General features: G+C 69.1%; 20 protein-coding genes and 5 pseudogenes. 11 read left to right on the forward strand and 14 right to left on the reverse strand.

Annotation, left to right across the window (positions count from 1 at the left end):
• Positions 1–25: 25 nt before the first annotated feature.
• Positions 26–1522 (reverse strand): MFS transporter, encoded by a 1497-nt coding sequence (locus tag FRAQA3DRAFT_RS09660; RefSeq protein WP_009738873.1) that lies wholly within the window; start codon positions 1520–1522, stop codon positions 26–28.
• Between the two features lie 164 nt (positions 1523–1686).
• Here FRAQA3DRAFT_RS09660 and FRAQA3DRAFT_RS09665 point away from each other — a divergent pair, with 164 nt between their 5' ends.
• Positions 1687–2112, forward strand: coding sequence for a helix-turn-helix domain-containing protein (locus FRAQA3DRAFT_RS09665; RefSeq protein ID WP_009738874.1), 426 nt, complete (start codon positions 1687–1689; stop codon positions 2110–2112).
• A gap of 241 nt (positions 2113–2353) precedes the next feature.
• Here the strand turns inward: FRAQA3DRAFT_RS09665 and FRAQA3DRAFT_RS09670 are convergent, their stop codons facing one another.
• On the reverse strand, positions 2354–3283 hold the full coding sequence (locus FRAQA3DRAFT_RS09670; RefSeq protein ID WP_035920765.1) for an oxidoreductase: 930 nt from the start codon (positions 3281–3283) through the stop codon (positions 2354–2356).
• Positions 3284–3367: 84 nt separating this feature from the next.
• Between FRAQA3DRAFT_RS09670 and FRAQA3DRAFT_RS09675 the strand changes: the two genes are divergently transcribed.
• Positions 3368–3976 (forward strand): TetR family transcriptional regulator, encoded by a 609-nt coding sequence (locus FRAQA3DRAFT_RS09675; protein ID WP_157468207.1) that lies wholly within the window; start codon positions 3368–3370, stop codon positions 3974–3976.
• A 480-nt stretch (positions 3977–4456) separates the two neighbouring features.
• On the opposite strand, the gene FRAQA3DRAFT_RS38590 is transcribed toward FRAQA3DRAFT_RS09675, so the two are convergent.
• A complete protein-coding gene (locus FRAQA3DRAFT_RS38590) occupies positions 4457–4975 on the reverse strand; it encodes a toll/interleukin-1 receptor domain-containing protein (protein WP_083873543.1) in 519 nt (172 codons plus the stop codon).
• An 86-nt stretch (positions 4976–5061) separates the two neighbouring features.
• On the opposite strand from FRAQA3DRAFT_RS38590, the gene FRAQA3DRAFT_RS09685 reads away from it, so the two are divergent.
• The 3 genes from FRAQA3DRAFT_RS09685 to FRAQA3DRAFT_RS38230 all read left to right on the forward strand — a co-directional run bounded on the left by FRAQA3DRAFT_RS09685 (position 5062) and on the right by FRAQA3DRAFT_RS38230 (position 8538).
• A complete protein-coding gene (locus tag FRAQA3DRAFT_RS09685; RefSeq protein ID WP_009738878.1) occupies positions 5062–5532 on the forward strand; it encodes an SRPBCC family protein in 471 nt (156 codons plus the stop codon).
• 503 nt (positions 5533–6035) lie between these two features.
• Entirely contained in the window at positions 6036–6947 is a 912-nt protein-coding gene (locus tag FRAQA3DRAFT_RS09690) for a helix-turn-helix domain-containing protein (protein ID WP_198287059.1), read from the forward strand.
• Positions 6948–7182: 235 nt separating this feature from the next.
• Complete coding sequence (locus tag FRAQA3DRAFT_RS38230; protein ID WP_009738881.1) at positions 7183–8538, forward strand: helix-turn-helix transcriptional regulator; 1356 nt, start codon at positions 7183–7185, stop codon at positions 8536–8538.
• 25 nt (positions 8539–8563) lie between these two features.
• Here FRAQA3DRAFT_RS38230 and FRAQA3DRAFT_RS38030 read toward each other — a convergent pair whose 3' ends face one another.
• The 3 genes and pseudogenes from FRAQA3DRAFT_RS38030 to FRAQA3DRAFT_RS38595 form a co-directional block, all read right to left on the reverse strand.
• Positions 8564–8686, reverse strand: a complete 123-nt coding sequence (locus tag FRAQA3DRAFT_RS38030; protein WP_255347004.1) for a hypothetical protein — start codon at positions 8684–8686, stop codon at positions 8564–8566.
• A gap of 1553 nt (positions 8687–10239) precedes the next feature.
• A complete protein-coding gene (locus FRAQA3DRAFT_RS09700; RefSeq protein ID WP_009738882.1) occupies positions 10240–10842 on the reverse strand; it encodes a cadmium resistance transporter in 603 nt (200 codons plus the stop codon).
• A gap of 201 nt (positions 10843–11043) precedes the next feature.
• A pseudogene (locus tag FRAQA3DRAFT_RS38595) lies at positions 11044–11124 on the reverse strand (DNA-binding response regulator); the annotation flags it as partial.
• 1483 nt (positions 11125–12607) lie between these two features.
• Here FRAQA3DRAFT_RS38595 and FRAQA3DRAFT_RS09715 point away from each other — a divergent pair.
• The gene (locus FRAQA3DRAFT_RS09715) at positions 12608–14227 is read left to right on the forward strand and encodes an MFS transporter (RefSeq protein ID WP_157467262.1); all 1620 of its coding nucleotides are present in this window, start codon (positions 12608–12610) and stop codon (positions 14225–14227) included.
• A 68-nt stretch (positions 14228–14295) separates the two neighbouring features.
• Here the strand turns inward: FRAQA3DRAFT_RS09715 and FRAQA3DRAFT_RS09720 are convergent, their stop codons facing one another.
• Entirely contained in the window at positions 14296–14943 is a 648-nt protein-coding gene (locus tag FRAQA3DRAFT_RS09720; RefSeq protein ID WP_009738885.1) for a VC0807 family protein, read from the reverse strand.
• Between the two features lie 584 nt (positions 14944–15527).
• On the opposite strand from FRAQA3DRAFT_RS09720, the pseudogene FRAQA3DRAFT_RS34085 reads away from it, so the two are divergent.
• Positions 15528–15624: pseudogene (locus FRAQA3DRAFT_RS34085) on the forward strand (SAM-dependent methyltransferase); the annotation flags it as partial.
• Here FRAQA3DRAFT_RS34085 and FRAQA3DRAFT_RS38600 read toward each other — a convergent pair.
• Positions 15621–16022, reverse strand: a pseudogene (locus FRAQA3DRAFT_RS38600) (NADP-dependent oxidoreductase); the annotation flags it as partial. The pseudogenes FRAQA3DRAFT_RS34085 and FRAQA3DRAFT_RS38600 sit on opposite strands and share 4 nt — an antisense overlap.
• A 428-nt stretch (positions 16023–16450) precedes the next feature.
• On the opposite strand from FRAQA3DRAFT_RS38600, the gene FRAQA3DRAFT_RS09730 reads away from it, so the two are divergent.
• The gene (locus FRAQA3DRAFT_RS09730; protein ID WP_009738887.1) at positions 16451–17677 is read left to right on the forward strand and encodes an ABC transporter substrate-binding protein; all 1227 of its coding nucleotides are present in this window, start codon (positions 16451–16453) and stop codon (positions 17675–17677) included.
• Positions 17678–17732: 55 nt separating this feature from the next.
• A pseudogene (locus FRAQA3DRAFT_RS32835) lies at positions 17733–17930 on the forward strand (IS6 family transposase); the annotation flags it as partial.
• 504 nt (positions 17931–18434) lie between these two features.
• Here the strand turns inward: FRAQA3DRAFT_RS32835 and helR are convergent.
• Positions 18435–20603 carry an RNA polymerase recycling motor ATPase HelR gene (helR, locus tag FRAQA3DRAFT_RS09740; protein ID WP_009738888.1) on the reverse strand — a complete coding sequence of 723 codons (2169 nt, stop codon included), beginning with the start codon at positions 20601–20603 and terminating at the stop codon, positions 18435–18437.
• A 332-nt stretch (positions 20604–20935) separates the two neighbouring features.
• Between helR and FRAQA3DRAFT_RS38605 the strand changes: the two are divergent.
• A pseudogene (locus FRAQA3DRAFT_RS38605) lies at positions 20936–21340 on the forward strand (hypothetical protein); the annotation flags it as partial.
• Positions 21341–21397: 57 nt separating this feature from the next.
• Positions 21398–21724 (forward strand): hypothetical protein, encoded by a 327-nt coding sequence (locus FRAQA3DRAFT_RS09745; protein ID WP_009738889.1) that lies wholly within the window; start codon positions 21398–21400, stop codon positions 21722–21724.
• Between the two features lie 88 nt (positions 21725–21812).
• On the opposite strand, the gene FRAQA3DRAFT_RS09750 is transcribed toward FRAQA3DRAFT_RS09745, so the two are convergent.
• The 5 genes from FRAQA3DRAFT_RS09750 to FRAQA3DRAFT_RS09765 form a co-directional block, all read right to left on the reverse strand.
• Positions 21813–22025 carry a hypothetical protein gene (locus tag FRAQA3DRAFT_RS09750; protein WP_009738890.1) on the reverse strand — a complete coding sequence of 71 codons (213 nt, stop codon included), beginning with the start codon at positions 22023–22025 and terminating at the stop codon, positions 21813–21815.
• A gap of 194 nt (positions 22026–22219) precedes the next feature.
• Positions 22220–23041 carry an SDR family NAD(P)-dependent oxidoreductase gene (locus FRAQA3DRAFT_RS09755; RefSeq protein ID WP_009738891.1) on the reverse strand — a complete coding sequence of 274 codons (822 nt, stop codon included), beginning with the start codon at positions 23039–23041 and terminating at the stop codon, positions 22220–22222.
• On the reverse strand, positions 23038–23178 hold the full coding sequence (locus FRAQA3DRAFT_RS34840; protein ID WP_009738892.1) for a hypothetical protein: 141 nt from the start codon (positions 23176–23178) through the stop codon (positions 23038–23040). Before FRAQA3DRAFT_RS34840 ends, FRAQA3DRAFT_RS09755 begins: the two co-directional genes overlap by 4 nt.
• 162 nt (positions 23179–23340) lie before the next feature.
• Positions 23341–23844, reverse strand: coding sequence for a MarR family winged helix-turn-helix transcriptional regulator (locus tag FRAQA3DRAFT_RS09760; RefSeq protein ID WP_009738893.1), 504 nt, complete (start codon positions 23842–23844; stop codon positions 23341–23343).
• A gap of 87 nt (positions 23845–23931) precedes the next feature.
• Positions 23932–24687: a carboxymuconolactone decarboxylase family protein gene (locus FRAQA3DRAFT_RS09765; protein WP_009738894.1), complete on the reverse strand. Its 756-nt coding sequence runs from the start codon at positions 24685–24687 to the stop codon at positions 23932–23934.
• Positions 24688–24712: the final 25 nt, after the last annotated feature.

Below are 24712 nucleotides of genomic sequence, written 5' to 3' on the forward strand. Positions count from 1 at the left end.
CCGGCGTGGCAGGGCCGCCCAGCGGTCAGCCGGGCAGGGTCGAGGGATCGGGGGCGTCCTCGGGCCGGATGAGGGGCAGCAGCACCAGCGTGACCAGGAAGGCCGCGGCAACGAAGATCACGCCGGTGAGGAAGGCGTCATGGAAGACGTCACTGCGCGCCTGGTGCACCAGCTCGGGCCCGCCGTGCGCCCGGTCCGTCAGCTCGGCGAGGTTGCGGAAGGCGTAGGTGGCGGCGACGGCCAGGCCGATCGCGCCGCCCACCTCCTGACTGGTGTTGATCAAGCCGGCGGCGAGACCCGACTCGTGTTCGCGGACGCCGGTGAACGCCACAACCTGGATCGGCACGAAGGACAGGCCGAGACCCAGGCCGGTGACGAGGAACGCGGGTAGCAGGTCGACCGGGTAGGAGGAGTCTACGGGCGCACGCCACAGCAGCAACATGCCGCCACCGGTGAGCAGCAGTCCGATCATGAGCACCAGCTTGGCGGGGACCTTGGTGACGAGCTGGGCGGCGACACCCGCGCCGACCGCCACGACGGCCGCCAGGGGCACGTAGGCCAGCCCGGTCCGCAGGGGCGAGTAGTCGAGGACCTGCTGCATGAACAGGCTGGCGAAGAAGAACAGCGTCACGACGTTGCCGAGCAGGAGCACGGCGGCGAGGTTCGCCGCGCGCAACGACGGCCGGCGGAAGATGCCCAGCGTGATCAACGGGTCGCGGGCGCGGCGCTCGATGAGCAGGAACGCCGCGAGCAGCAGCGCGGAGACGGCGAACCCGGCCGCTGTGCGCCCGACGGGCGGGTCGGAGTCGTCGACGGTCTGCCCGAGGGAGAAGATCAGCACTACCAGGCCGGCGGTGAGGGCGACGGCGCCGGCGATGTCGAACGAGGAGCTGCGTTGGGCGGCCCTGCTCTCGGCCACCACGCTCGGCGCGAGGAACGCGCCGAGCAGACCGATCGGGACGTTGATGAAGAAGATCCAGCGCCAACCGGGGCCGTCGGTCAGCAGGCCGCCCAGGGTCACCCCGGCCACCGCCGCCAGTCCGCTGAGCGCGCCCCACACGCCGAGCGCCTTGTTGCGTTCGGGCCCCTCGGGAAAGCTGTTGGTCAGCAGGCTCAGCGCCGACGTGGCGATGAAGGCCGCGCCCAGGCCCTGCAGCCCGCGCGCGACGATCAGCATGACCGATTCCTGGGCGAGGCCCGCCATCAGGGAGGACAGTGCGAACAGCGTCAGCCCGGTCTGCAGCATCAGGCGGCGGCCGTAGGTGTCCGCGAGGCGTCCGCACAGCAGCAGGAATCCGCCGAGCAGCATGCCGTAGGTCGTCACGACATACGGTAGCCGGGTCGCGGAGATGTCGAGCTTGTCCTCGATGGTCGGCAGGGCGACATTCACGATGGAGACGTCGAGGAAGGTCATGAAGCCGGCAATGCTCAGGAAGGCAAGGATGAGCCCGGGCTTACGGACGGTCCCGGCCAGCGGCGGGGAGATGGTCTCCGTGCTCTGCACGGATTCCGGAATGGACATGACAGCCCTCCTGCCTCGGGGGCATACCGCGTCGAGCAACATCGGAGCGGGGACTCCCCGGGCCCGGCGCGAGCCGGTTCGACAGCGTTCGGTGAATGCCTTGAGAAGCTAGCATTCCGAATGTTTTAGGAACCTAGTCGAAAGCCACTTTCCTGGAGGTGACCGTGCTCGACGCGTCCCAGACCCGGCCCGCCCCGGACGGGCCGGCGACCTCGCTGCACCCGGAGCAGGCGTGCCCGATCTCGCCGGTGGTCGACATCGTCTTCAGCCGCTGGACCACCCCCATCCTGTGGGCGCTGCACGCCTTCGGCCGGCAGCGTTTCGTGGAGTTGGAGCGGCGGATCGGCACCATCAGCCCCAAGGTGCTCACGCAGCGGCTGCGCCAGCTCGAACGTGACGGGCTGGTGGTGCGCACCTACCACCAGGAGGTGCCGCCGCGGGTGGAGTACGAGATCAGCGAGCTCGGCAACAGCCTCGCTCCGCTGTTCGCCACGCTCGCCGACTGGTCGCAGGCCAACCTGGACCGGGTCGAGCAGGCCCGGCAGTCCTTCGACACGGCGCAGACCAGCCGCGCGGGCCGCCGCCTGTGAGCATGCGCCTGCCGCCCGTGGTCCCCCGCGCGGCGAGCTCCTACTCGGCCAGCTCCGTCAGGGCGTGCGCGGCGCCCCGGTAGAACACCGGGGGGTCCTCGGAGCGCCGATGGGCCTTCACCTTCAGGACCTCCCCGACCACGATGTCGTCGCCTCCCGTGGCGGGGCGCGCACCCCGCCGGACGGGCACGGAGCAGCCCGGGGCCGCCGTTCACGCTGCGCATCCGAACGCATTGGATACTTATTCGGATTCACGCCTCCACGCGGCGGTCAGCCGTTCCGACAACTCCCACAGTCGGCGGCCGGTCTCGGCGTCGGCGGCCGCCGGGGCCAGCCGCACCCGCTTCGGTGCGCCGCGCAGCTCGGCCATGCCGTCCGGCCCGATGAACTGCCCGCTTTCCACATCCGGAGCGGTCGCCGCGTACAGCTGGGGCAGCGCACCCTGGTCCGGGGACTGGGCGAGCGGGGTGAGAATGCGGCCGAACAGCAGTTTCACCATGCCGACCGGGGCGCTCGTCTGCAGGTTGGTAGAGGTGTAGCCGGGGTGGGCGAGCACGCTGCGCACCGGGCTTCCGGCCGCGGTCAGCCGCCGGTGAAGTTCCCAGCCGAAGACGGCGTTGGCGAACTTCGACTGATTGTAGAACCCCATGGGTGAATACGTGCGCTCGCCGGAGAGGTCGTCGAAGAAGATGCGCCCCTGCCGGTGATTGGTCGAACTCACCGTCACCACACGGGGGTCGTTCCCGTCCGCCAGCAGGTCGAGCAGCAGACCGGTGAGCGCGAAGTGGCCGAGGTGGTTGACGGCGAACTGCAGCTCGTGACCCTGCGCGCCGACCCTCCGGGGCGGCGCCATCACACCGGCGTTGTTGACGAGTACGTCCAGGCGCGCGCCGTCGGAGCACAACCGGTCGGCGAAGGCGCGGACCGAGTCCAGATCGGCCAGGTCGAGCTGGCGCACCTCAAGGTGGGCGCCCGGCTGCTCGGCGATGATCTCCGCGACCGCCCGGTGACCCTTGGCCTCGTCGCGTACGGCAAGGATCACGTGCGCGCCCTTGCGGGCGAGCGCCCGGGTGGTCGCAAGGCCGAGGCCGCTGTTGGCTCCGGTGACGACGAACACCCGCTTGGTCTGGTCCGGAATCTGCTCGGCGGTCCAGCTCCGCTGACTCATCATGCGACACAAGTTGCCCCGGGTGGCATTCAGTGTCAAGCCGCGCCTTGGTGTCAGCGATGGCATGGCGTATACGATGGACGCGTGGTGACTACCCGCCCTGGAGTGAGCCTGGCCCAGCGCAAGCGTCAGCTCGTCTCGGACGTGCTGACCGAGGCCGCGCTGAACCTGCTGGCCCGGAAAGGATTCGACGCGGTCACGGTCGACGAGATCGTGGCCGCCGCAGGCGTGTCCAAGCGGACGTTCTTCCGGTACTTCGCGTCCAAGGAGGACGTGGTCGTCCACTTCCTGACCGAGATGGGCGCCGGCATGCGCGCGGAACTGGCGGGCCGCCCCGCACCGGAGCCCCCGTCGGTGGCGCTGCGGCACACCGTCTGGGTCTCCATCGACGCCTGCGCCGGCCACGGCGACCGAGCGCTGCGCGTGGTGCAGCTGATCCTGGGCACGCCCGCCCTGCTCGCCCGCTTCCTGGAACGCCAGGCGCAGTGGCGCGACGAGCTGGCCGCGGAGGTGGCCCGCCGGCTGGCCCTCGACCCCGCCACCGACCTGTACCCGCAACTGGCCGCCGGAATTGCCCTGACCGCCTTCGACACAGTGCTCCAGCGGTGGAGCGCCAGCGACGGCGCCGAGGACCCCGCCGCACTGGCCGACCAGGCCTTCGCCGTCATCGCACCGGCGCTGGACGCCGCCGCCTAGGAACAGCCAGCGGGGTCCACATCGACGGCACAGACTCCTCCGATCCATCTGGCCGGTCGGTCTCGGTCTTGTTCTCCCGGGGCCGCCACAAGTCGACAGCGAGCGGACGGGCGAACCGGAGCTGGATGTGGCCAGCGATCACCGACGAGGTCCAGGCCATCCCGGCCCCGCCGTGGCACCCCGCCCACGACCCGTCCCAGGAGCTCGGGTCAGCGGAATCCCCACGACCGCCGGCACGTCGAGCTTCACGGTCTGGTGCTCCGACTCCTACGGGCCGCTGCAGTTCGCAAAGCCCGTCACGCTCTCCATCCAGACCGAGGCCTGAACGCACGTCGTCACCAGCAGGCGCACCCCGGCGGAACGGGCAACCTCACTACCCGTCGCCCGACCGGGGTGCCGCACTGCTGCCTCACACGGTCTCGGTGTCCTCGGCATCGTCGAGTACGAGCAGCCACCGGACCTCGCGCCGGCCCAGCGCCGTCACCACGCCGGCCGGTTCGACTCCGGCAGGCAGTCCCAATGCGTCGCGAAGTATCCGCAGATGGTCGACGACCAGCTCCGGGCGTTCCGCCGGTACCCACCACACGACGTCGAGCTCGGCGGCGTGCCGGTGGACGTACTCCAACGCCAGGGCGCTCTTGAGGAATCCCAGGCCTGAACCGCTACGTGGAACCCAGCCTCTTCCAGCGTCCAGGCGATCCATTCGGCCCACGCCCGGTCCGCCGGCGCATACGAGACGAAGGAATCCCAGCCGTCACCGTCGACGCCCCCACCGGTCATCCCACAGCATCCCACCGTGGCGAATCCGAAAGGACGGCAGCGCAGCGGAGATCTGCGGCCGGCGTCGAGCGCCCGGTCCTTTTCGCCAGGCTGGTCCGGTGGCCTGCACGGACCGGTGTGGCGCCGGGAGTGATTGGCCGCACGCTTCGGTGCAGCGCGGGTTCCGCGGTGCCAGGGTCGGGGGTATCGGCAGGTGGACGATCGAGCAGGTGTCGGCATACCAAGGCCCCCCCTCGCCCCATCACGGCCGTCCCGATCACCCGGATCGCCGGCCAATGTCCCTACGAGCAACAAGGACGAAAACCATGACCGTGTCCATCATCGACACCGGACCGAACCAGGTCAGCCGATCGATCCTGGTGAACGCGCCGGTGAGCGAACTGTTTTCAATCGTGGCCGACCCGCGCCGGCACGGCGAGCTCGACGGCTCCGGCACGGTACGCACCACCGTCTCCGGCCCACCGCGGCTGACCGAAGGCGCGACCTTCTCGGTGAACATGAAAGCCTACGGCCTGCCGTACCGCATCACCAGCAGGGTCACGGCGTTCGAGGAGAACCGCCTCATCGAGTGGCGGCACCCGGTCGGACACCGGTGGCGCTGGCAGTTCAGCCCGGAGTCGAACGGCACCACCCGTGTCACCGAGACCTTCGACTACAGCAGAGCGGGACGGATCAAGGCCAGGATCCGATACTACGACCTCATCCGCGCCCCGAAGTTCAACGCGGCTGGCATCGAGGCGACCCTGACCCAGCTCCAGGCCCGTTATGCGAGGTGACGATGGCATCGACTGTCGCAGGCCAAGCGCGACGATGGCACAAACAGCACGAGGACGAGGTCCTGCTCGACGTCGACGACCTCGACGACGTCGCCCCGGGCTGTGAGACCAAGCAGGGAGCCGGCCGGGTGCGTCAGACCCGGGGGCGTCAGACCCGGCCTGGCACGACACCGGTGTCGTATCACGGACACGGATGCGCGTTTCCGCGGTGATATAAAACAATCGCACCTGCGGGTCGCCCTCTCGGGCTGGCTGGTGGAAGTGTCAGGAACTCCCATCTCCTGAAGCCCGGAGGGCATCTTCATGCCCACCACACCGGTACACACCACAAACCGTCCGGCGCATCTCGGCCAAGAGGTGGGCGGCTGACCGGGGTGCTCAGGGCCGTCGGTCGAAGGCGCGGCAATAACGATTCCGGGAGTTGGGGGAACATGCTGCCCGAAACAGTGTTCCACAGCGAGGACCTACCTGCATCGGAGCGGTTCGACGCCTGGCAGGCGTGTATGAGCCGTACGCACGCGCCCCTGCAGCTGGACAGCGAGTGTGCCGCGAACTTTCGGGCACACCAGCGGTTGATCGGGCTGGGGGCTGTTTCGGTATGGCCCGCGACCTTCGAACAGTTGGTCTTCATGAGGACGCCCCGGCTGATCCGGCAGTCCGACCCGGAGGTCTACCATCTATCCCTCATGCTCCGGGGCGAGGCAGTGGCTTCGTGGGGGCGGCAGGGAAGTTCTTATCAGCCGTTCGACTTCCACACCAACGACTCCTCACGGCCGTATGAGATCTGGACCGGGCAGGGGCCGATCTCGTCCGTGGGCATCGAGATCCCCAAGGCCCTGCTGCCCATACCGGGGAACAAGGTCGATCAGGTGATCGGGCAACACATGTCGGGGCGGGCGGGAATCGGCGCGCTGTTGGCGCAGTTCCTCACCACGCTCGCCGCTGACGCCGGGCACTACCAGCCCACTGATGGCCCACGCCTGGGCACCGTCCTGGTCGACCTCGTGGCAACCATGTTCGCCCACACCCTGGAAGCCGAGCCGGCCCTGCCGCCGGAGACCCGCGCTCGGACGCTGACCCTCCGCATCAAAGCCTTCATCCGGAGCAACCTGCACGACCCCGACCTGACGCCAGGTCACATCGCCGCCGTGCACCACGTCTCGCGCGGCTACCTGCATCGCCTCTTCCAGGCTGAAGCCGACACCGTCGCCTCCTACATCCGCAGCCAGCGCCTGGAAGGCGCCCGCCGCGACCTCATCGACCCGGCGCTGAGGGCAACCCCCGTCCATGTCATCGCCACCCGCTGGGGTTTCCCTCGCGCAGCCGACTTCACCCGGGCGTTCCGCACCGCCTACGGCACCACGCCTACAGACCACAGACAGCAGGCCCCATCGCTTCCAGGGCAGGCCTCGTAGCAGACCGGAGCACGTGTGCGGTCAGAGCACGAAGACCTGTTGCTCACGTCTGGCCGCACCGGGTGCAGTAGACGCATTGCCAAGGTGATCGGGAACTCGGTGCTAACGACGAGGCGGCGACTGCCGGGCAGGCTGAGACGCGGCTCCGGGGCCGGGCGGGCCGCGAGGAGTCACGGCATGGCGCGCCCCACCGAGTGGCTGGTCAGACGGTCTCGGGCGTGGGACAGGAGGCGGTGTGGCCCGTCAGGAACGACCCGTCGACCCGGCGGCCGGACCGTTGGAGGCATTTGCCTCTGAACTACGAAAGGTCCGTGAGGACGCCGGTGGGCCGACCTATCGTCTGCTCGCGAGAAAGGCGGGCTACAGCGCCAGCACCCTGTCGGAGGCGGCCGGCGGGCAACGTCAGCCCAGCCTGGAGGTCACCCTTGCCTACGCGGGTGCCTGCGGCGCGGACGTGTCCGTCTGGCGGCGGCGGTGGTACGAGCTCGACGCCGCGCTGTGCGGACCGCGCAAAACCGGTTCCGCGCCTGCTGCCGGCTCGCCGGCCGCTATCGTCGGCTCCGCCACCGGCACGGCCCCCACCGGCGGTTCCACCGCCGCCTGCGCCGATCAGACCGCGGTCGTGTCCGGCTCGACCGTTGTCACCATCGACCCTGCCACCGCCACCCCCGCCGGGTCCGGGTCGCCCGCCGAGGCGAGCGAGCCGGTCGGCTCCGGGGCCGGCGCGGACGACCCACGGCCGGCGCCGAGGGGAGGGCGCCGGCCGTGGCGCCGCCGCGGCGTCGTGGCCGCGATGGTGGCGCTCGTGGTCGTCGCGGCCGTCGTCGTGACCGCGACGACGGGCTGGTCGACGCGGACGGCCAAGGGCACCCGGCCGCTGCCGGCGGGCGCGCCGAGCTGCCCGGCGATCCCCGCGGGCTCGGCGTTCATCGGCAAGACCTATCCCGCGGGCGCCCGGGTCCGGGCCGAGCCCCGCGCCGACGCGCAGGTCCTGCGCATCCTGCCGGGGAACTGCGACACCGGATTCGCCGGGTACTGCATCGGCGAGAAGGTCTACGACAGGACCGCCGGAACGCCGGACGTCCGCTGGTTCCGGGTCATCGGCGGCGGTGTGACGACCTCCGCGATGATCCACGGCAACCCACCGCCGGCCGCGCCCCCGCAGCGCTGCGGGGGCGACCGGCCCGGGCCGGTATCCCTGCGCCTGACCGTGGGTCCGAATTCGGCAGACCCGTGGACCATCGATCTGCAGGCGACCGGGAACACCGTCGACATCGTCGGGTTCGCCATCTCCTACACCCCGGACACCCGACTTTCCGGTGCCCGCACCTGGCACCACGTCGATCTCGTCGACTCGGCGAACTCGTCGTTCTACGCCACCTGGACGCCGGCGGGGCTCGGCACCCCGACGTCGCGGGCGCAGGCGGCCGTCGTCGCCGTCGCCTGTCTGGGTGGGGACAGTCCTACCCGGGTGAGCGACGTGCGGGGGGTGCGCTGGACCCCCCGCTCCCCGATCGACCGCATGCCGTTGAGCCCGGCCGACCTCTCCGCCGCGTCCGTCTCCGCCTGCCACTACCCCGCCGGTCGGTGAGCCGGGGCCGAGCGCACCTGCCCGATCATCCCCCGGCTCTCAGCGGATAGCCGCCGGTGACGAAGCCGCCCTCGGCCGAGCAGAGGTAGATCAACGCGGCGACGACGTCGGCGACAGAAGACGACCAGCCGGCCACTAATGTAGCCACGACGAATCTATTCCGGTCCAGGAAGATGCCGGTGCGGTCACCCGCCTCGGAGCTGTGGTCCGCCGCCGCGGCCCGACCAGAAGGCGCACCGGAACAGAAACCAGCAGCATCGTTAGCCCGACCGCCGGGCCGCCATGAGTTGATTGTCTGGAATTGATCGATCGGCCACCACGTCCCTGTCGACCAACTGCCGGGTCGCGCATGATGGGGCACACCGCAACACGCAGCGGGCTCGTTCCAGAGAGGTGCGACGGAACCGCCATCAGGTGGACCGGCGAGCATCCGACCCGTGAGCCGTCCATTTCCTCCGAGAATCCGGGGGTAATGGCCTGGCGCCGTCGGACCGTGTGCGATGTTGAGGACCTGGGCGTCGCGGGAATGGCACTCAAGGGGAGGAAGGAGGGAAGATTCTTATCGAGGCGGTGTTCCCGAGCGAGGATTTACCCACGGCGGAGCCGCTCGACTTCCGGATGATCAGCCAGTCCGATCCCAGGCAACACCATACCGCTCCCCGGCGATGCCGTCGGCGACCCGCAACGAGCACCCCGGCTCCCCCGGTCGCGAGCAGAAAACTTTTGCGCGGCAAGAGGCCGGAATCGGCTGTGGAACATTCTTGGAGGTACGAGCCTGGAACCACTCGAACACATCAGCCCAGGTCGCAGGCCACATGAATCCGACTGGTTTCAGTTTGGCCCCTTGCCGTTCGGCGTCCGTCCGATTCACGCAGACAGAGGAGATCGCTTTACGAACACGTAAGATCTATGCTGGCACAGGCGCGATCATCACCACGATTTTCCTCGCGCTTGCCACAGGTTCCGCGCCGGCCCAGGCTGCGACAAACCCGTACACGCCCGAGGAGGTCCGCGGCTCCGGCTATGCAGTAAAGCACCATTTCGCCCTGTCGGGCGGCGGCTCGACCGTCTAGCTGCTGTACAACTCCGCCAACGACAACAACTGCGCCACCACCAAGTCGACCGAAATTGGAACTCGGACGCTGACGGAGTTTATGTCACGACCGATCCCTCCGCGTGGCATGCGGATAGTAACAACTACGCTTATTACGCGGGGCCTGTCTACGTGCATGCGCCGGGTACATGCGTCTACTACGGTGGCCAGGACTCCACGTCGAACGGCTGGTACGGGGTTGGACCGACCGCCTGCGGCTGACCGTGTTTTCATGGAGGGTTGCTCAAGACCCCTGACCACCTGATCTAGATTGCGACATCGTAGTAGGCCGGTGCACCGCCAAAGATCTTGATTGAGGAGTCCTGCATGCCGTCTGGCCGTCAGGACCACGCGGCGCGGCCCCGCAACCGTCGAGGCCGAGGTGACAGCGAGTTGTCACCTCGGCCTCATCCATGATCTCCACTTTGTGCAACAGCGACCACCGATCCACCATTTCTAAACAATCAATTATTTTCATACATATGGTTCACTCGGCCGCGACAATGTGGACCGCTTCGTCTGCCAGGTCGGGCGAGATGCTCGAACTCCTTGAGAGCGGACGGCAGCTCTGACACGCCGGGCGGGTGGGGCATCGCGACGGCTCAGTACTAGAGGCCGAAGGCGCCGCCTTCGATGAGGATGAGAAGACCGATGGCGATCAGGACCAGCGGCAGCAGAATGCGTCCCCGACGGCTGAGGGTTTTGGCCACGACGGGGCGGGTTGCGAGGAACCATCCGGCGGCGCACCAGACGGCGGTCAGGATGAGGAAGACCGCGACGTAGACGCTCATGCCGCCGATTCCTGCGGTGGCGAAGACCGGCACGTAGACGCCGATGTTGTCGCCGCCGTTGGCGACGGTGACGGCGGCGACTTCCAGCGGGTTCGGTCCGCGTTCGTCGCCCTCGGTCTCGTCCTCGTCCTGATCGCCGTGGCGGTCCTTCCATGTCTGCCAGGCGGCTTTGAGGCCCAGGGCGAGGGGGAGCAGCCCGAGGTAGGGCACGGCGGACTCGGGCAGGAAGGTGGCGCCGAACGCGGCGGCGATCGCCGCCGCGAGGATCGCGGCAAAGCCGAGGTACTGGCCGGCGACGATCCGGGCGGTGGAACCGGGGTGGCCGGCGCCGCGGGCGAAGAACAGCGAGAGGATCAGTATGTCGTCGATGTTGGTGACGGCGAACAAGCCAGCCGCCTGCCCGATGATGGCCAGGCTCACCGGTGGATGGACTTCGTCACGAGCGGCATCCGCTGACCGTAACGGGTGCCCGGGACAGCTCCGGCGGCCAGGCCAGGACCGCCCCACCGGTAGCCAGTACGGGCCGCGGACCATGTCGCCCCGGTCGTGCTGGTGGTCATCGGGAGGTTTCTCGGGAGGTTCGCCGGGACGTAGCCCCGCGCAGGTCGGGTCGGCTACGAATCAGCGGGGTTCGAGGCGGTATCCCATCCCCCGCACGGTGGAGATTCGCTCCGCTCCGACTTTACGGCGAAGGTACCCGACCGGTCGGGGATGTTGCGCTCCAGATAGGCCTGAAGCAGGCTGCGCACGTCGGGAAAGGGCGCCGACGTCCGCGGGTCGACGGTCTGCTCGGCGAACCGCCGCAGCTGGGCGACCTGCAGGGCGAGTCCGCGGCCGATCCGCTCGTCCATCCGGGACAGCAGCACCCCGCGCGAGACCAGGACCGACCCGGCCAGCGCCACGGCAACGAGCAGCACCTGCCAGCCGAGGATGCGCAGCCGCGCCGACGTCGCCGCGTCGCGGGCCAGCGCCGCCGGCCTCGGGCGACGCGCCGGCAGCCACCCTCATCCATGCCGGCCTGACCTCAGCCTGACGGGCGATAACGGGGCGAGCATGAGAGGGCCATGAGGACCTTCTCATTGCGTCCCATCCCCTTCATGTCGCGCCGGCTCGATGAGCGACGTCGGCCGGCTCGGCGAGGGACGCCGCCGGCTCAGTGGCCGACGTTCCCGGCCGTCGAGGTCATGGTCGGTGGGGGCCGGACCGCGATGACGGTCGGGCCGAGGGGTGGTGGCATTGCGCACCAGGATGGGCCCGCCCAGATCGGGTGGGGCCGCCCGATCGCCGGTTCCGAAGGCGGCCTGGAGAACGTACAGCGCGAGCGGGACGGCGGCGGCGATCCCCGCCAACATCAACATGCGGGGCATCGGCCGCCGGTACCGGCGCGGCGGGGCAGGCGCGTCGCCGAGGGCCGTCTCCTCGCCCGTCTCACCCCGAAGCCCCATGGGGACCATGGGTAAGGCGCCGCGCCCAGCGGGCTTCGGCCCGGGCTGGGCGAGGCGTCGGGTAGCCGGCCCGACGGCGGCCAGGACGCGGCGCCCTGCCGGAAGGCGGGCCACCGCGGCGGGAAGCGGGGTCCCGCCGCGGTCACGGCCGTCAGGACCGTCCGGGTCGCGGCGGTCCTGGCCGCCACGGTCGCCCTCGTCCTGATCGCCGGGTGCGGGCCCGACGGCACCTCCACCCGGGACTCGCGCCCGCCGGCGGCGGTGGCGAGCGTTGATCCGGCCGGCCCGGCCGAGGGGCAGGTGGCGCCACCGGCGCCTCGGCGCGCTGCATCCCGGGGCCCGGGTGCTCATCGACCGCGCGGACGGCTCGACCGTGACGTTTGTCGTGGACCGACTGGCGCGCTATCCCAAGTCCGCGGTCCCGGACGCCGAGGTCTACCGCGGGAGCCCGGGGCCCGGCTTGCGCCTGATCACCTGCGGCGGCACCTTCGACCACGCCCGGGGCACTATCTCGGCAACGTCGTCGTCTACGCCGCCGAGTGACGTCGCGCCCGGCCTGAGCGGCCGACTTTCAAGTCGGGAACCTGACGCCATCTCCGTGTTTTCATGTGTATCGGCCACATCCGGGCCGGCCGATGTGACGCGAGGGGTGGATCTCCACGGCAACGACCACGACACGAGACGAGGGCGCCGCCAAGCCGGGACCGTCCTCCCCGTCCGCGATGGCCCACCGGCAGACGATGCGCGCCATCTCCGGTCTGCTGCTCGGACTCTTCGTCTCGATGCTGTCGTCCACGATCGTGACGAACGCGCTTCCGGCAATCATGTCCGACCTGCATGGCAGCGCCACCAGCTACACCTGGGTGGTCACCGCCAACCTGCTCGCGATGACGGCCAGCATGCCGATCTGGGGCAAGCTGGCGGACCTGGTCAACAAGAAGCGGCTGGTCCAGTCTGCCCTGGGCGTCTTCGTCCTCGGCTCCGTGCTCGCGGGGCTGTCCACCTCCCCCGGGATGCTGATCGCCTGCCGGTTCATCCAGGGCATCGGCAGCGGCGGGATGTCCTCCCTGGTCCAGGTGGCGATGGGCGCGATCATCCCGGCTCGGGACCGGGGCAAGTACAACGGGTACGTCGGGGCGACCTTCGCCGTGGCGACGGTCACCGGGCCCCTCGTCGGCGGCCTTGTCGTCGACACCCCCTGGCTGGGCTGGCGCTGGTGCTTCTACCTGGGCCTGCCGATCGCGGCGGCCGCCGGAGTGCTGATCCAGCGCACGCTGCGGCTGCCGATCGGTGTCCGCGAGGTCTCCATCGACTACGCCGGCGCCCTGCTGATCTCCGGCGGCGCGAGCTGCCTGCTGGTCTGGATCTCGCTGGCCGGGGACGCCTTCGGCTGGGCCTCGGCGCAGACCGGCGGGCTGATCGGCGGCGGCGTGCTCCTGCTGGCCATCGCGGTGGCGGTCGAGTTCCGGGTCCGCGAGCCGATGATCCCGCCCCGCCTGTTCCGCGACCGCACGCTCGTGCTCTGCGTGATCGCGGCGTTCTGCGTCGGGACCGTGATGTTCTCGACCCCGGTCATGCTCAGCCAGTACTTCCAGCTCGGCCAGGGGCGGTCCCCGGTGATCTCCGGGTTGCTCGCGGTTCCCCTGGTGGGCGCGATGGCCTACTCCTCGATCCACGTCGGCCGGATGATCTCGCGGACCGGGCGCTGGAAGCGCTTCCTCGTCCTCGGCTCCGTCCTCGTGATCACCGGCCTGCTGCTGCTCGGCCTGATCGGTCCGATGACGACGCCAGTGCTCGTCGGCCTCGCCATGGTGCCGGTCGGTCTCGGCCTGGGCATGGTCCAGCAGAACCTGATCGTGATCGCCCAGAACACCGCCCCGCTCACCGATCTCGGGGCCGCGAGCGCGACCGTGCAGTTCATCCGCAGCCTCGGCGGCACGACCGGCGTCGCCGTGCTCGGCGCGCTGATCGCGCACCGGATCACCGACCTCACCGCCTCCGGGTTGGCGGCCAACGGCCTACCAGCGAACACGCTGGGTGACGGCCGGGACATCCCGGATCTTGACACGCTCGGTGCTCCGGTGGCCTCCGTCGTCCGCCACGCCTATGGGACGGCGGTTCCCGACGCCTTCCTGAGCGCGGTTCCGCTCATCGTCGTGGCCGGAATCATCATCCTCTTCATCCGGGAAACCACGCTGCGCACCACGGTACGTGTCGATCCCACCACCGAAACCGGTCCTCGACCCGGTCCACCGGACGAGCGGGCACTCGCCGTTTCCGGAAGAAAGCAACACGGCCTTCACGGACCGCGTCATCGACGACACCAGCCAGCTGCCGATCGGTCTCTTTCAAGGGACTGAAGGCGTCGCTGACGCGGCAGACACCGTTCTTGCGCTCGCCCGGTTCGCCTGCTCGGCGGCGGGACGGCTCAGGCCAGGCGGGAACTGGGGCCGCGCAGGCCCTCCAGCCGAGCGACACGCCAGGACCAGGCGACGGTGATCGCCACCGCGGTCGCGGTCACGGCCGTGCCGGTGATCCCTCGGATCGCCACGAACACGACAGTGGACTGCGACACCAGCAGCCAGAAGGTGAAGGCGGCGTTGCCGAGATTCACCGCGGCCCAGAAGAGGGTCAGGCCGAGGAAGAGCCGGCGCACCCCGATCCGCTCGGTGACGCCCGGTGGCAGCGGGCAGAAGTCGCCAGCCAACCGGTGGACCAGTGGTCGGGGGGTTAACGCCGACAAGAGGAAGATCATGCCGATCACCCCGGCGACGATCACCGGCTGCAGAAAGTAGATGAAGGCATTGCCGTTGATGATCACGATCACCGTGCGGACGGTGAGCCCGACCGAGGAAAGGATCAGCAGGGCGGGAATGCGTTGCCGCCTCACGACCCGTCGGCCGAGGGCGACGTAGCCCCAGGCCACGGCGGTCAGCGCGGCGAGGGTGAGGCCACCCAGATGCAGAAAGATCAGGAAGAGCGCCGCGGGAATGACAGTCGCTTCGACCAGATGCGGCACCGCGTGTTTCGCGATGCTTCTGGGGCGGGGCAGCTGCACGGCGGCCGTATCGCTCACGGGCGCGGAACCCGGCGGGTCCAGGGGTGGACGCCGGTGTGGAATCGGAAGCGCCAGCTCGGCGGTCGAGTGAACGTCGGAAGAGACATGAGCTCCTAGGGGGGATCCATCCCCGGGTCGGCGATCACAGTGGAGGTTAGAACGGTACGCGACGATCCGTCTGGCATGACCGGGACCCACCCCCGATGTGTCGATGTGGTGATATGCGTGTCCAAGGCGACTCTCTGCGCAATCCGCGCGTCCCGCCTGGCATCGTTGACATTGCGGCGTTTTCCCAGGTCAGGGCATTGGGGTCCACCTCATGGGACCACGGCTTCGACCCCATCGACCGGGTCGCGTCCGCGATCTGACAGCCTGTTCGACTGTCCGCCCGTTCGGGCTTACATGTCGTCAGTGCACCCCTGGCGACCAGCGGCAGCGTTACTGCTCTCCCGTTGTCCCGGGGTGTCCGTTTGGAGTTTTTAAGCCGATCCGCAACCGGATTGTGACGCCTTGTGGATCCGTGGAAGCTGCTGCGCCCAGGGTGATTAACGGGAATCATCCGGGTGTGAGGGGGTTGGTTGCAGTGACCGAAACGGGAGCAGGGAACCGGGATCCCCACCTCACCCAACCTGCACGAGGTGGCCCAGGCGATCGCCGCGGACACCAGGGTCGTCTACGCCGACAACGATCCGACCATCCCCGCCGAACCCCTCGACGAACTTCCGCTTGCTCCCGCTGGCGGTCGCGATCACATGCGCCCCGAGCGCTTTCGCGATCTGGATCGCGACGTGGCCGACCCCGCCACCACCGCCGTGGAGCAGGACGCGGTCGCCCTCGGTCACGCCGCCGAGGTCGACGAGGCCCTGCCACGCCGTCAGCCCGACGACCGGCAGCGCCGACGCCTCGACGTGCGAGAGCGACGCCGGCCTGCGTGCCAGGTGCAACGCCGGCGCCGACACGACCTCGGCGTACGCGCTCGCCACCCGCGGGAACAGCGGCATCCCGAACACCTCGTCGCCGGGCCTGAACCGCCACGTCTGCGGCGCCTCGTCGACCACGCCGCCGATGTCCCAGCCGAGGATGAACGGCGGCTCGCCGCGGTCGATTACCCGGCCCTTCCCGGCGAGGCGGGAACCGGTACAGGGGGAACGATCAGCGGCACCCGGCCCGCGCGGACATTCCCCAGAATCACACATTTCGGACATATTTCCTATAATCAGTAGGAAGCCCAGGTCATCCGGGGTGGGACCCGGATCGGCCGGCCCGCAACGGGTTCGCCGCCCGCCACTCTTCCCCACCCGGAGGTCAGGGAAGAGCCCTCATGCCTCTCCGTCCTGGAGGCCGACCCGTCCGTCTCCCCCACCTTTCGGTAGGGTCCTGTCGTCAGCAAAATGTTTCAGTTCATACCAAGTAAATTACTTTTGCTGCCTGTATGAAAATGTTCGCGCTCTCGTCCTTGGCGAGCGAGGAACCCCGGCTCGCGTCGGCGTCTCCGTCCCTGCCCGTTCTTCTGGAGTATCCAGATATGCGTCGTCACTTATCGCTAGGTACCGCCGCGGCCGTCCTAGCGCTGGCCGCCGGAGCGAGCGCCTGCTCGCCCGGGACGACTCCGTCCACCACGGCCGTCCGCTGCACCACTCCGGGGGTGACCCCGCAGGAGATCAGGCTTGGCCTGCTTTACTCCGACACCGGGCCGAGCTCCGCCTCACTGGCCGTCACGCGGGCCGGGATCGACGCCCGTCTCGGCCTGGCCAACGCCAGCGGCGGAATCAACGGCCGCAAGGTCGTCTACGACTGGCAGGACGACTCGGGCACCCCCGCGGCGAACGCGCTGGGTGCACGAAAGTTGATCGAGGACAAGCACGACTTCGGCCTCCTGGAGTACTCCCTGGCCGCGGGCGCAAGTGCCCAGTACCTCGCCGACCGGAGCGTTCCGGTGAGCGGCCTGGCCGTCGGCGACGCCTGGCCGAGATACCGGAACATGTTCTCCTTCTCCTACACCACCGGCGACGCCGTCGACACCTACGGCCAGTTCGTGAAGTCCCGCGGCGGGACCAGGGCCGCGCTGCTGCGGACCGCGCTGGCCGCCGAGGTCGGGAACACCGGCGCCAAGCTGGTGCAGAGCATGCAGGCCGTCGGGATCCCCACCGTGGCCGAGGTCCCCTACACGTCCAACGTGGACATCCCGGCCGCGACCGCCCAGAAGATCATCTCTTCCGGCGCCGACACTCTGCTCGCCGTCGTCGATGCCGGCGTCGCCCTCCCCCCGGTGCTCACCGCTCTGCGCGCCGCCGGCAAGAACATGAAAGTGATCATGTCGGTCAGCGGTTACGACAACCACCTGCTACGCGAAGCCGGTCCCGCGATGGCCGGGGTCGTCGTCCCGGTGTTCTACCGGCCGTTCGAGGCCGGCGGCCCCGCGATCGCCAGCTACACCGCCGCGATGACCCGCTACGCACCGCAGGTCCAGCACCCCGAACAGGAACTGGCCCTGATCGCCTACATCAACACCGACCTGTTCCTCAAGGGGCTGCAGCTCGCCGGCCCCTGCCCGACCCGGAAAGGCTTCGTCGACGCCCTGCGCTCGGTGACCAGCTACGACGCCGGCGGATTGGTCCAGCCGCCGATCGATGTCAAGAACGGCCTCGGCAAACAGACCACCTGCTGGTCCTTCGTCCAGGCCAACGACACGGGAACCGCGTTCACCGTCGTCGATGAGAACCTGTGCGGCCGGGTGCTTCCCGCCGCCTGATCGAGGAACAGGGTCGGCTCGGCCTGGTCGAGACTCAGCAGCGCACCGGTGGTATCTGCGGCTCGCCCTCTCGTACCGGGAGGTCGAGGAGCTTCTCGTCGAACGTGGCATCGAAGTCGACCATGTGGCGGTGTATCGGTGGATGCAGCGTTTCACCCCGCTGCTCATCGGCACCGCCCGGCCGTGCCGGCACTCGCCGGGAGACAGGTGGTTCGTCGACGAGGCCTACGTCAAGGTCGCCGGCCGGTGGACCCAGTACCCGGGGCATGCCCGCACCGGCCGGGCTGCTCGGCGGCTATCGCCGGCCTGAACCACCCCAGCCTTTAAAGATCTCTACCAGCGGACCGCCGGCACGCTCACCTCAGGTGGGAACCGGAATCCGGTGAACTCCGAGACCGGAACGGCTGGCCGGACGTGCCGGCGACGCCTCCACCCAGCCTGCCCGATCAAGGAACCGGCCGGATGCGTCAGACCCGGTGAGGACGATCTGACGCGTAGGCAGCCGGCTCCACGGTCGTGGGGTCCACGCGGACGAGGGTCATGCCCATCACGGTGCTGACGCTGTCGCTGGAGTAGTAGTGGGGGCCGGCGGTCAGGGCGCGCAGGATGGCGAGGATGTTCCAGGCGGTGAGGTAGTCGTCGTTCGCGTGGAGGGGAATCTCGTAGGCCGTCAGGCCGTCCGGGGTGTGAGCGGCCTCGGCGCCGGCATGGGCCTGCCTGGTCGTCGCAGCCGGCGATCACGTTGTCCTGGCCGACGTCAGGAGCTCGTGAGGATGACGAGTTGCTGGGTCGCTCGGGTCATCGCGACATAGCGGTCGACCGCTCCTTCGATGCCGTCGCCGAACGCCTCCGGGTCGATGAGGACGACCAGGTCGAACTCGAGCCCCTTCGACAGCTCCGGGGTCAGCGACCGGACGCGGGACGTCGCCCGGAACGTTGCGTCTTCGATGTCACCAGTGCCGATGACGCAGGCGATCCCGTCGGCCTGCGCGGCGAGCCAGGTGTCGAGGATCGAGCCCAGCTCCGAAGCGGATCCGTGCACGACGGGGACGCCGCTGCTGCGGATGGAGGTCGGCACGTTGGCGTCCGGGAGCACGGCCCGGATGACCGGCTCGGCTTGCGCCATGACCTCTTCTGGCGTCCGGTAGTTGATGCTCAGCGAGGCGAGGGTGATCCGGTCGAACCCGATCCGGGAGAGCCGTTCCGACCACGACTCGGTGAACCCGTGCCTGGCCTGGGCGCGGTCCCCGACGATGGTGAAGCTCCGCGACGGGCAGCGCAGCAGCAGCATCTGCCACTGCGCGTCGGTCAGTTCCTGCGCCTCGTCCACGACGATGTGCGCGAACGGGCCGGCGAGCAGGTCAGCATTGATGCCGGGCTGCCCGGTCTTGTCGACCAGGGCGTCTTTGAAGTCCTCGCCGCGCAGCATCGTCACCAGGCCCGCACCGTACTCGTCGTCGGCGGCCGCGCTGAGGTTATCCACGACCCTGGCCATGTGCTCACGGTCGGCGGCGACACGGGCGTCATGCCGACGCTGACGTCGTGACGCCTCCGGGTCGCCGAGCCGCTGCCGTGCCGCGTCCAGCAGCGGCAGGTCGGACACCGTCCAGGCCCGGGCGTCCGGGCGCTGGAGCCGCGCGACCTCGTCGGGGCTGAGCCAGGGAGCGCACTTGCGCAGGTAGGCGGGTACCGACCACAGGTCTGCGACGAGGTCGGCCGCTTCGAGCAGCGGCCACGCCCGGTTGAAGGCCGCGCGCAGCTCCCTGTTGCGCAGCAGCGACCTTCGGAGCAGGTCAGCCGGGGCATCGCCGTCGTGGGAGTCCAGCAGGATCGTGAGCAGCTCCGCCCAGACCTCCTCGCGCGCCTCGTTGTGCGCGGTACCGGGCGCCGGTGCGTCGAACGCCTCGGCCCAGTCGTCGGCGCTCAGGGAGATGTCGTTCCAGTGGGTCGTGACCGTCATCGGCTTCGTGGGCGGCTCCTCGTAGAACCTGACGGCCGTCTCGATCGCCTTCACCAGGTTCGCGGACGACTTCAGGCGGGCCACGTGCGGGTCGGTCTCGATCGCTGCCGCGGCTCCCTCGGCGACGAGGTCCCGCAGGGTGCAGGTCTGCACGCCCTCCTCGCCGAGGCTGGGGATGACGTCGGCGACGTAGGTCAGGTAGGGCTGGTGCGGACCGACGAACAGCACGCCGCCCCGGCGGTGACCGAGGCGAGGGTCGGAGTAGAGCAGGTAGGCGGAGCGGTGCAGAGCGACGACGGTCTTGCCCGTACCCGGACCGCCGTCGACGACGAGAGCGCCGTGGGATCCCGCGCGGATGATGGCGTCCTGGTCGGCCTGGATGGTGCCGAGCACGTCTCGCATCCGGGTCGACCGGTTGCCGCCCAGGCTGGCGATGAAGGCGGACTGGTCGTCGAGCGCGGCGTGCCCGTCAAACCCGTCCGGGGTGAACACCTCGTCCCAGTAGTCGCTGATCCGCCCGCGGGTCCAGCGATACCTGCGGCGGCTGGCCAGACCCATCGGGTTGGCGTGGGTCGCTCCGAAGAACGGCTCGGCCGCGGGAGAGCGCCAGTCGAGCAGCAGCCGACGACCCGCGCTGTCCGCGAGGCCAAGTCGTCCGACGTACACGGGCGCGGGGCTGTCCTCGCGGACGATGTGCCCGAGGCACAGGTCCAGACCGAAGCGACGCAGGGCGCGCAGGCGAGCGGTCAGCCGGTGGATCTCCAGGTCCCGGTCCAACGCCTGCTGGCCTATGCCGCCGGGCGCCCTGCGCTCGGCATCGAGGCGGCCGGACAGCTCGGCGATCGACTGCTCGAGGCTCTCCGCGATGGCCGCGAAGTGCCGCTCGTCGCCGGCGATCAGCGCCGGGTCGGCCTTGGGACCGAGGTGGTCGGGCAGGTCAAACGCGCTGGTAGTCAGGGGGTTCACGGTATCAGTTCCGATCTGAGGCTCGTGACCCCGCGCGACCCCATCGTCGACGACAACACCCGCATTCCGTGACTCCCCTTTTCCGCAGCTTCTGGCCTCGGCCAGCGATTCTGCGGCACGACCCGGGTCTTGCCGCAAGCCCCCCAACGTGCTATACGTTAAGAGTGGAAAGGAGTGGGCACTCTCCTTCTCCTTGATCGTCCGCTGTGGACGGGCAACCTCCTCGCGAAGCGACGGCGCGCCGCGTACGGCGGTACCGTCGGCCCGGGAGGATCTCCCCTGCGCCGCACGCCGTCTTTGGAGCGTGCCTCGTGTGGCCGTGGCGGGTACATATCCGGCGCGGCAAACCCGGCTCGAAGATTCCCGTCCCGTCCTGACCTGACCGGCGCGGCCGGCCTGCCGCTGGTCGTGGCGGTCTCGGCGGCGAACCTGCCCGACAGTCAGACCCTCCTGCCGCTGGTCGCCGGTATCCCCGCGATCCGCTCCCGGCATATCTCGGCCGGCACCGGTGGAAGATCGAACGGACGATCGCCCGGCTCGGTGGCCGTCGCCGGTTGACCCTGCGCTACGAACGCAACGGCTACAACTTCCTCTCTTTATGGCCGTGTTTCCGCTTTGATTCCCGGCGGGGACACGCGTCCGGGTCGCTGCGGGTCGTTGGATGTCAGATGCCCTGGGCTGGGTGTATACATTCGAATTCGATCTCGGTTTGGCACTGCCCGAACTGGCTGGGGTAGCGTCCCTCCCGCATCTTCAGTGCGTTCGGAGAATGACCACCGAGAAGGGATCACAAGATGGCCCAGCAGGAGCAGCAGCAGCAGCGCCAGCAGGTGGAGCAGCAGCTTCGCCAGAACTGGCGGCAGCTCCGCTACCGCATCCTTGACCAGTTCAATCAGGTCAGTGCGGCGGACCTCGATGCCGCGACGGACATCGAGGACCTCGTCGCGCGGATTGCGGACAAGACGCACCACAGCGAGCGGTACGTCGAGAACCGCCTGCGGGAGCTGGTGGGCGTCGGCGGTGGCCAGGGCGGAGTGTCCGGCGAGCGTTTCGGCGGTGGCCAGGGTGGCCAGGGTGGCCAGGGTGGCCAGCAGGGCCAGCCGTTCGGCTCCCAGCAGTAGCCGTCCGAGGTCAGGTCCAGCAGACCTCGGCGCACCCTGGAGAAGCCGGTGCGCCACCCAGCTTTCGTTCGCTACTCGGCGCGCGTTCTCAGCACGTCGCGTCGAGTAGCGATCGGATCCCCAGCAGGTCGTCGATCAGCTTGACCGTGTCTGCGGTGCGGGGAAGCTTGCGTAGCACTTCCAGCATCGCGTCGGTTTCCTCTATGGTGGGGATGTCGTCGATCGACGCGGCTATCCTGACGATATCGGCCTTGGGATCACCACCTGGCTGCATACCACAGAGTCGCACACGCGGATTCATCCAAAATTAAGCCAGGCTTCCTCCACGTTAACTCCAGGGCTGGTCCGGACACAACGAGCGATGGCCTACACGTAATGTCACCAGCCGTGTCGGATACGGGAGAAGTCGGGGCTGGTGCGTTGCACGGAGTCACAGCATGGCGCGCCCTGCCCAACGGCTGACCAGACCGCCCGGGCGAGATCAGGCGAGCGTTGTCAGCGCGCCAGCAGTTTCTCGGTGATGTCGTGGAGACGCTTCGCGTCGTCGGCGTCGAACAGGCTGGGATGCAGCTGGATCCGGCGGCCCTCCACGAACGCGCTCAGCGGCTCCGGCGGCGGGTTGTCCAGGCAGGGAACCAGCTGCGCGAGGCTCTCGGCCAGCGACTTCCCGGCCAGCTTGAGCAGCTCCACCTGGGCCGCAGTCTGCTCGTCGTACTCCCCGGAGAAGCTGGTCGACACGACACCCGGATGGAACATGACCTGGCGGATCCCGGCCGCCGCGTACCGGTCGGCGCAGGAGACGGCGAGCAGGTCGACCAGCCGGCCGTTGTACCCGAGCGCCGCGGCACCGTGGTAGTCCTGGGTGTACTGGAGATCGTGCCAGCGGACCACCTGCCGGTCACCCGGCCCGGCCACGTTGAACACGATCGGGTTCGCGGACTTCTCCAGCCGGTCGACGAGCCCGTGGCTGAACAGAAAGCGGCTGAGGTAGAACAGTGCGAAGGTCTCCTCCAGCCCCTCCGGCGTCTCCCGCCGGGTCGACAGGCAGTGCCGCGCGCACATCACTAGGACGTCCACCACCGGAAACAGCGACGTGATCTGCTCGAGGACCCTCCTGTTCTCGCTTATGAGGCTCAGGTCCGCCGCCACGAAGAACGCCCGCTCGCCGGCATCGAGGTCGCGCGCGGCGCGCAGGAAGGCCTCCCCCTTCGACGCGGTCCGGCCGACGATGAGAACAGTGTCGCCACGGCGGAGATGAAGGAGAGCGACCTCCCGGCCGATGCCGTCGGTACCGCCCTGAACCACAACGGTCTTCACTGCGTCTCCTTGACCAACTCGGTCTGGCGGATCGTGGATGGTGGCGTGGGGCCGGTGGGCCCGTCCTGCGCCCGCGCCTCGGTGACCTCGCAACGGCGCACGGCCCCCGGCAGCGGGCCGGGTCGAGGCGGCGGCATCAGCGCTTCCTTTACGATCACTTCCGCGTAGCGCGACAGGTGGCGTACACCGGGTTTTCCAACTGCTTTGATGAATAAAACCATCTGCCCTGACGATCGCGCAACCCCGACGGAGGAAGACGGTCGGACCCGCGAGCGCGACGACCGTCGGACGCGCGGGCGTCAGTCCCGGGAGCGCATGAAGTCGGCCATGCCCTGCAACATGTGCTCCTGGACACGCAGCAGCACCGCGGCCGCCTGCTCCAGCTCGTCCGGCTCGACCTGGACGAAGACCTTCTCCAGCAGCTCGCAGCGGGCGCGCCGGGTGCGCCGCACGGCATCACGTCCGTCGTCGGTAATGGTGATCAGTGAGACCCGGCGGTCGCGCGGATCCTTGCTCTGGTCGACCAGCAGCTTGCGTCGGAGCTGGCGAAGCTGAAGCGATACGGTCGAGATGTCGATGTGCATGCACTCGGCGATGTCACTCACCCGCATCGGGCCGGAAAGATCGAAATGCTCCAGCAGCCGCATCTCGCTCGGCGAGACATCACAGCCTGACCGCCGCGCCACCTCAAGCCGGATGTGCTTGCTCTCGCTCCACCGGATCAACGCCGACAAAGCAGTCTCCAGCCGCGCGAGTGACGCCAGTCCGTCCCGCTCTGACGGCGTCTTCGCGGTTGGCGCCACGGCTACACGCTACTCCCGGCACCCCTGGCCTGGAGCCTGCTGTGGTCGGCTTCGATCCGGTGGTTCTCCCACCGGGCTCGGCCGGGCTCAGCTCGCCGGGTCGAGTGTGGCGAGATACGCGTTCAACGCCTTCCATGCGCGCCAGGCCCTCGTCACCCCGAACTGAGCGTTGAAGCGCAGGACGGCCCGTAGGTCCTCGTGGGACGCGCCGGAGCCCAGGGCTCGACCGACGTGCAGCTGGAACGTCTCCTCCAGCGTCTGGTAATGCACGTCGATGCTCATGGTCGCGAATGCCCGCTCCCGAATGGCGAGCGTGCCGGGGCCGGTGCCGGTGCGCATCCGTGACTGCAGATCGAAGTGCTCCGCGAAGTGCGGGTCCAACTCGCGCAGCATGGCGCGGATCGGCTCGGGTAGGGGCGTCGGCGCCGCGCCGGGGCCAGTCTCCACCAGTTCGGCGGGCAGCGGTTCGGCGTCCGGGCGGGGCAGGCCCGCCGCCGTCTCGATCTCGGCTAGCCGATCGAACGCGGCCATCGCCGCTGGATACCGGCTGTCGTAGGAGATCAGGCGCAGCAGCGCGCGGATGTCCGCCGTGGACACCCCACCCGCCAGGCCCGCCCGTACGTGCGTCTCGAAGGGGATCCCGAGGCTCGGTTGGCAGACGTCCGCGACGACACACAGGAAGATCTTCTCGCGTCCGGTCAGCTGGGGGAGCGCCCAAACATGCCTCTCGGTGGCGGCGGCCATCTGGCCGAACACCGGGTCCAGCGCGGTCAGCACATCACGGTCGAGGGAACCAGGTGGGACGGTCATGACGTCCCTGCCGGTGTCGGAGGTCATGGTCATGTTGGCGCCTTTCCTTGATGGACGT

This window comes from Frankia sp. QA3 (assembly GCF_000262465.1).
Classification (GTDB): Bacteria; Actinomycetota; Actinomycetes; order Frankiales; family Frankiaceae; genus Frankia.

Excerpts from the sequence above, each read along its gene's own strand:
- FRAQA3DRAFT_RS34840 (WP_009738892.1), bottom strand. The coding sequence starts at position 23,178 with ATGCCGCCGCCTCGACCCGGCCCGCTGCCGGGGGCCGTGCGCCGTTGC.
- FRAQA3DRAFT_RS38590 (WP_083873543.1), bottom strand. The coding sequence starts at position 4,975 with ATGCCGACACCTGCTCGATCGTCCACCTGCCGATACCCCCGACCCTGG.
- FRAQA3DRAFT_RS09745 (WP_009738889.1), top strand. The coding sequence starts at position 21,398 with ATGGCCCAGCAGGAGCAGCAGCAGCAGCGCCAGCAGGTGGAGCAGCAG.
- FRAQA3DRAFT_RS09685 (WP_009738878.1), top strand. The coding sequence starts at position 5,062 with ATGACCGTGTCCATCATCGACACCGGACCGAACCAGGTCAGCCGATCG.
- FRAQA3DRAFT_RS09715 (WP_157467262.1), top strand. The coding sequence starts at position 12,608 with ATGCGCGCCATCTCCGGTCTGCTGCTCGGACTCTTCGTCTCGATGCTG.
- FRAQA3DRAFT_RS09765 (WP_009738894.1), bottom strand. The coding sequence starts at position 24,687 with ATGACCATGACCTCCGACACCGGCAGGGACGTCATGACCGTCCCACCT.
- FRAQA3DRAFT_RS09750 (WP_009738890.1), bottom strand. The coding sequence starts at position 22,025 with ATGAATCCGCGTGTGCGACTCTGTGGTATGCAGCCAGGTGGTGATCCC.
- FRAQA3DRAFT_RS09730 (WP_009738887.1), top strand. The coding sequence starts at position 16,451 with ATGCGTCGTCACTTATCGCTAGGTACCGCCGCGGCCGTCCTAGCGCTG.
- FRAQA3DRAFT_RS09670 (WP_035920765.1), bottom strand. The coding sequence starts at position 3,283 with ATGATGAGTCAGCGGAGCTGGACCGCCGAGCAGATTCCGGACCAGACC.
- FRAQA3DRAFT_RS09690 (WP_198287059.1), top strand. The coding sequence starts at position 6,036 with ATGAGCCGTACGCACGCGCCCCTGCAGCTGGACAGCGAGTGTGCCGCG.
- FRAQA3DRAFT_RS09660 (WP_009738873.1), bottom strand. The coding sequence starts at position 1,522 with ATGTCCATTCCGGAATCCGTGCAGAGCACGGAGACCATCTCCCCGCCG.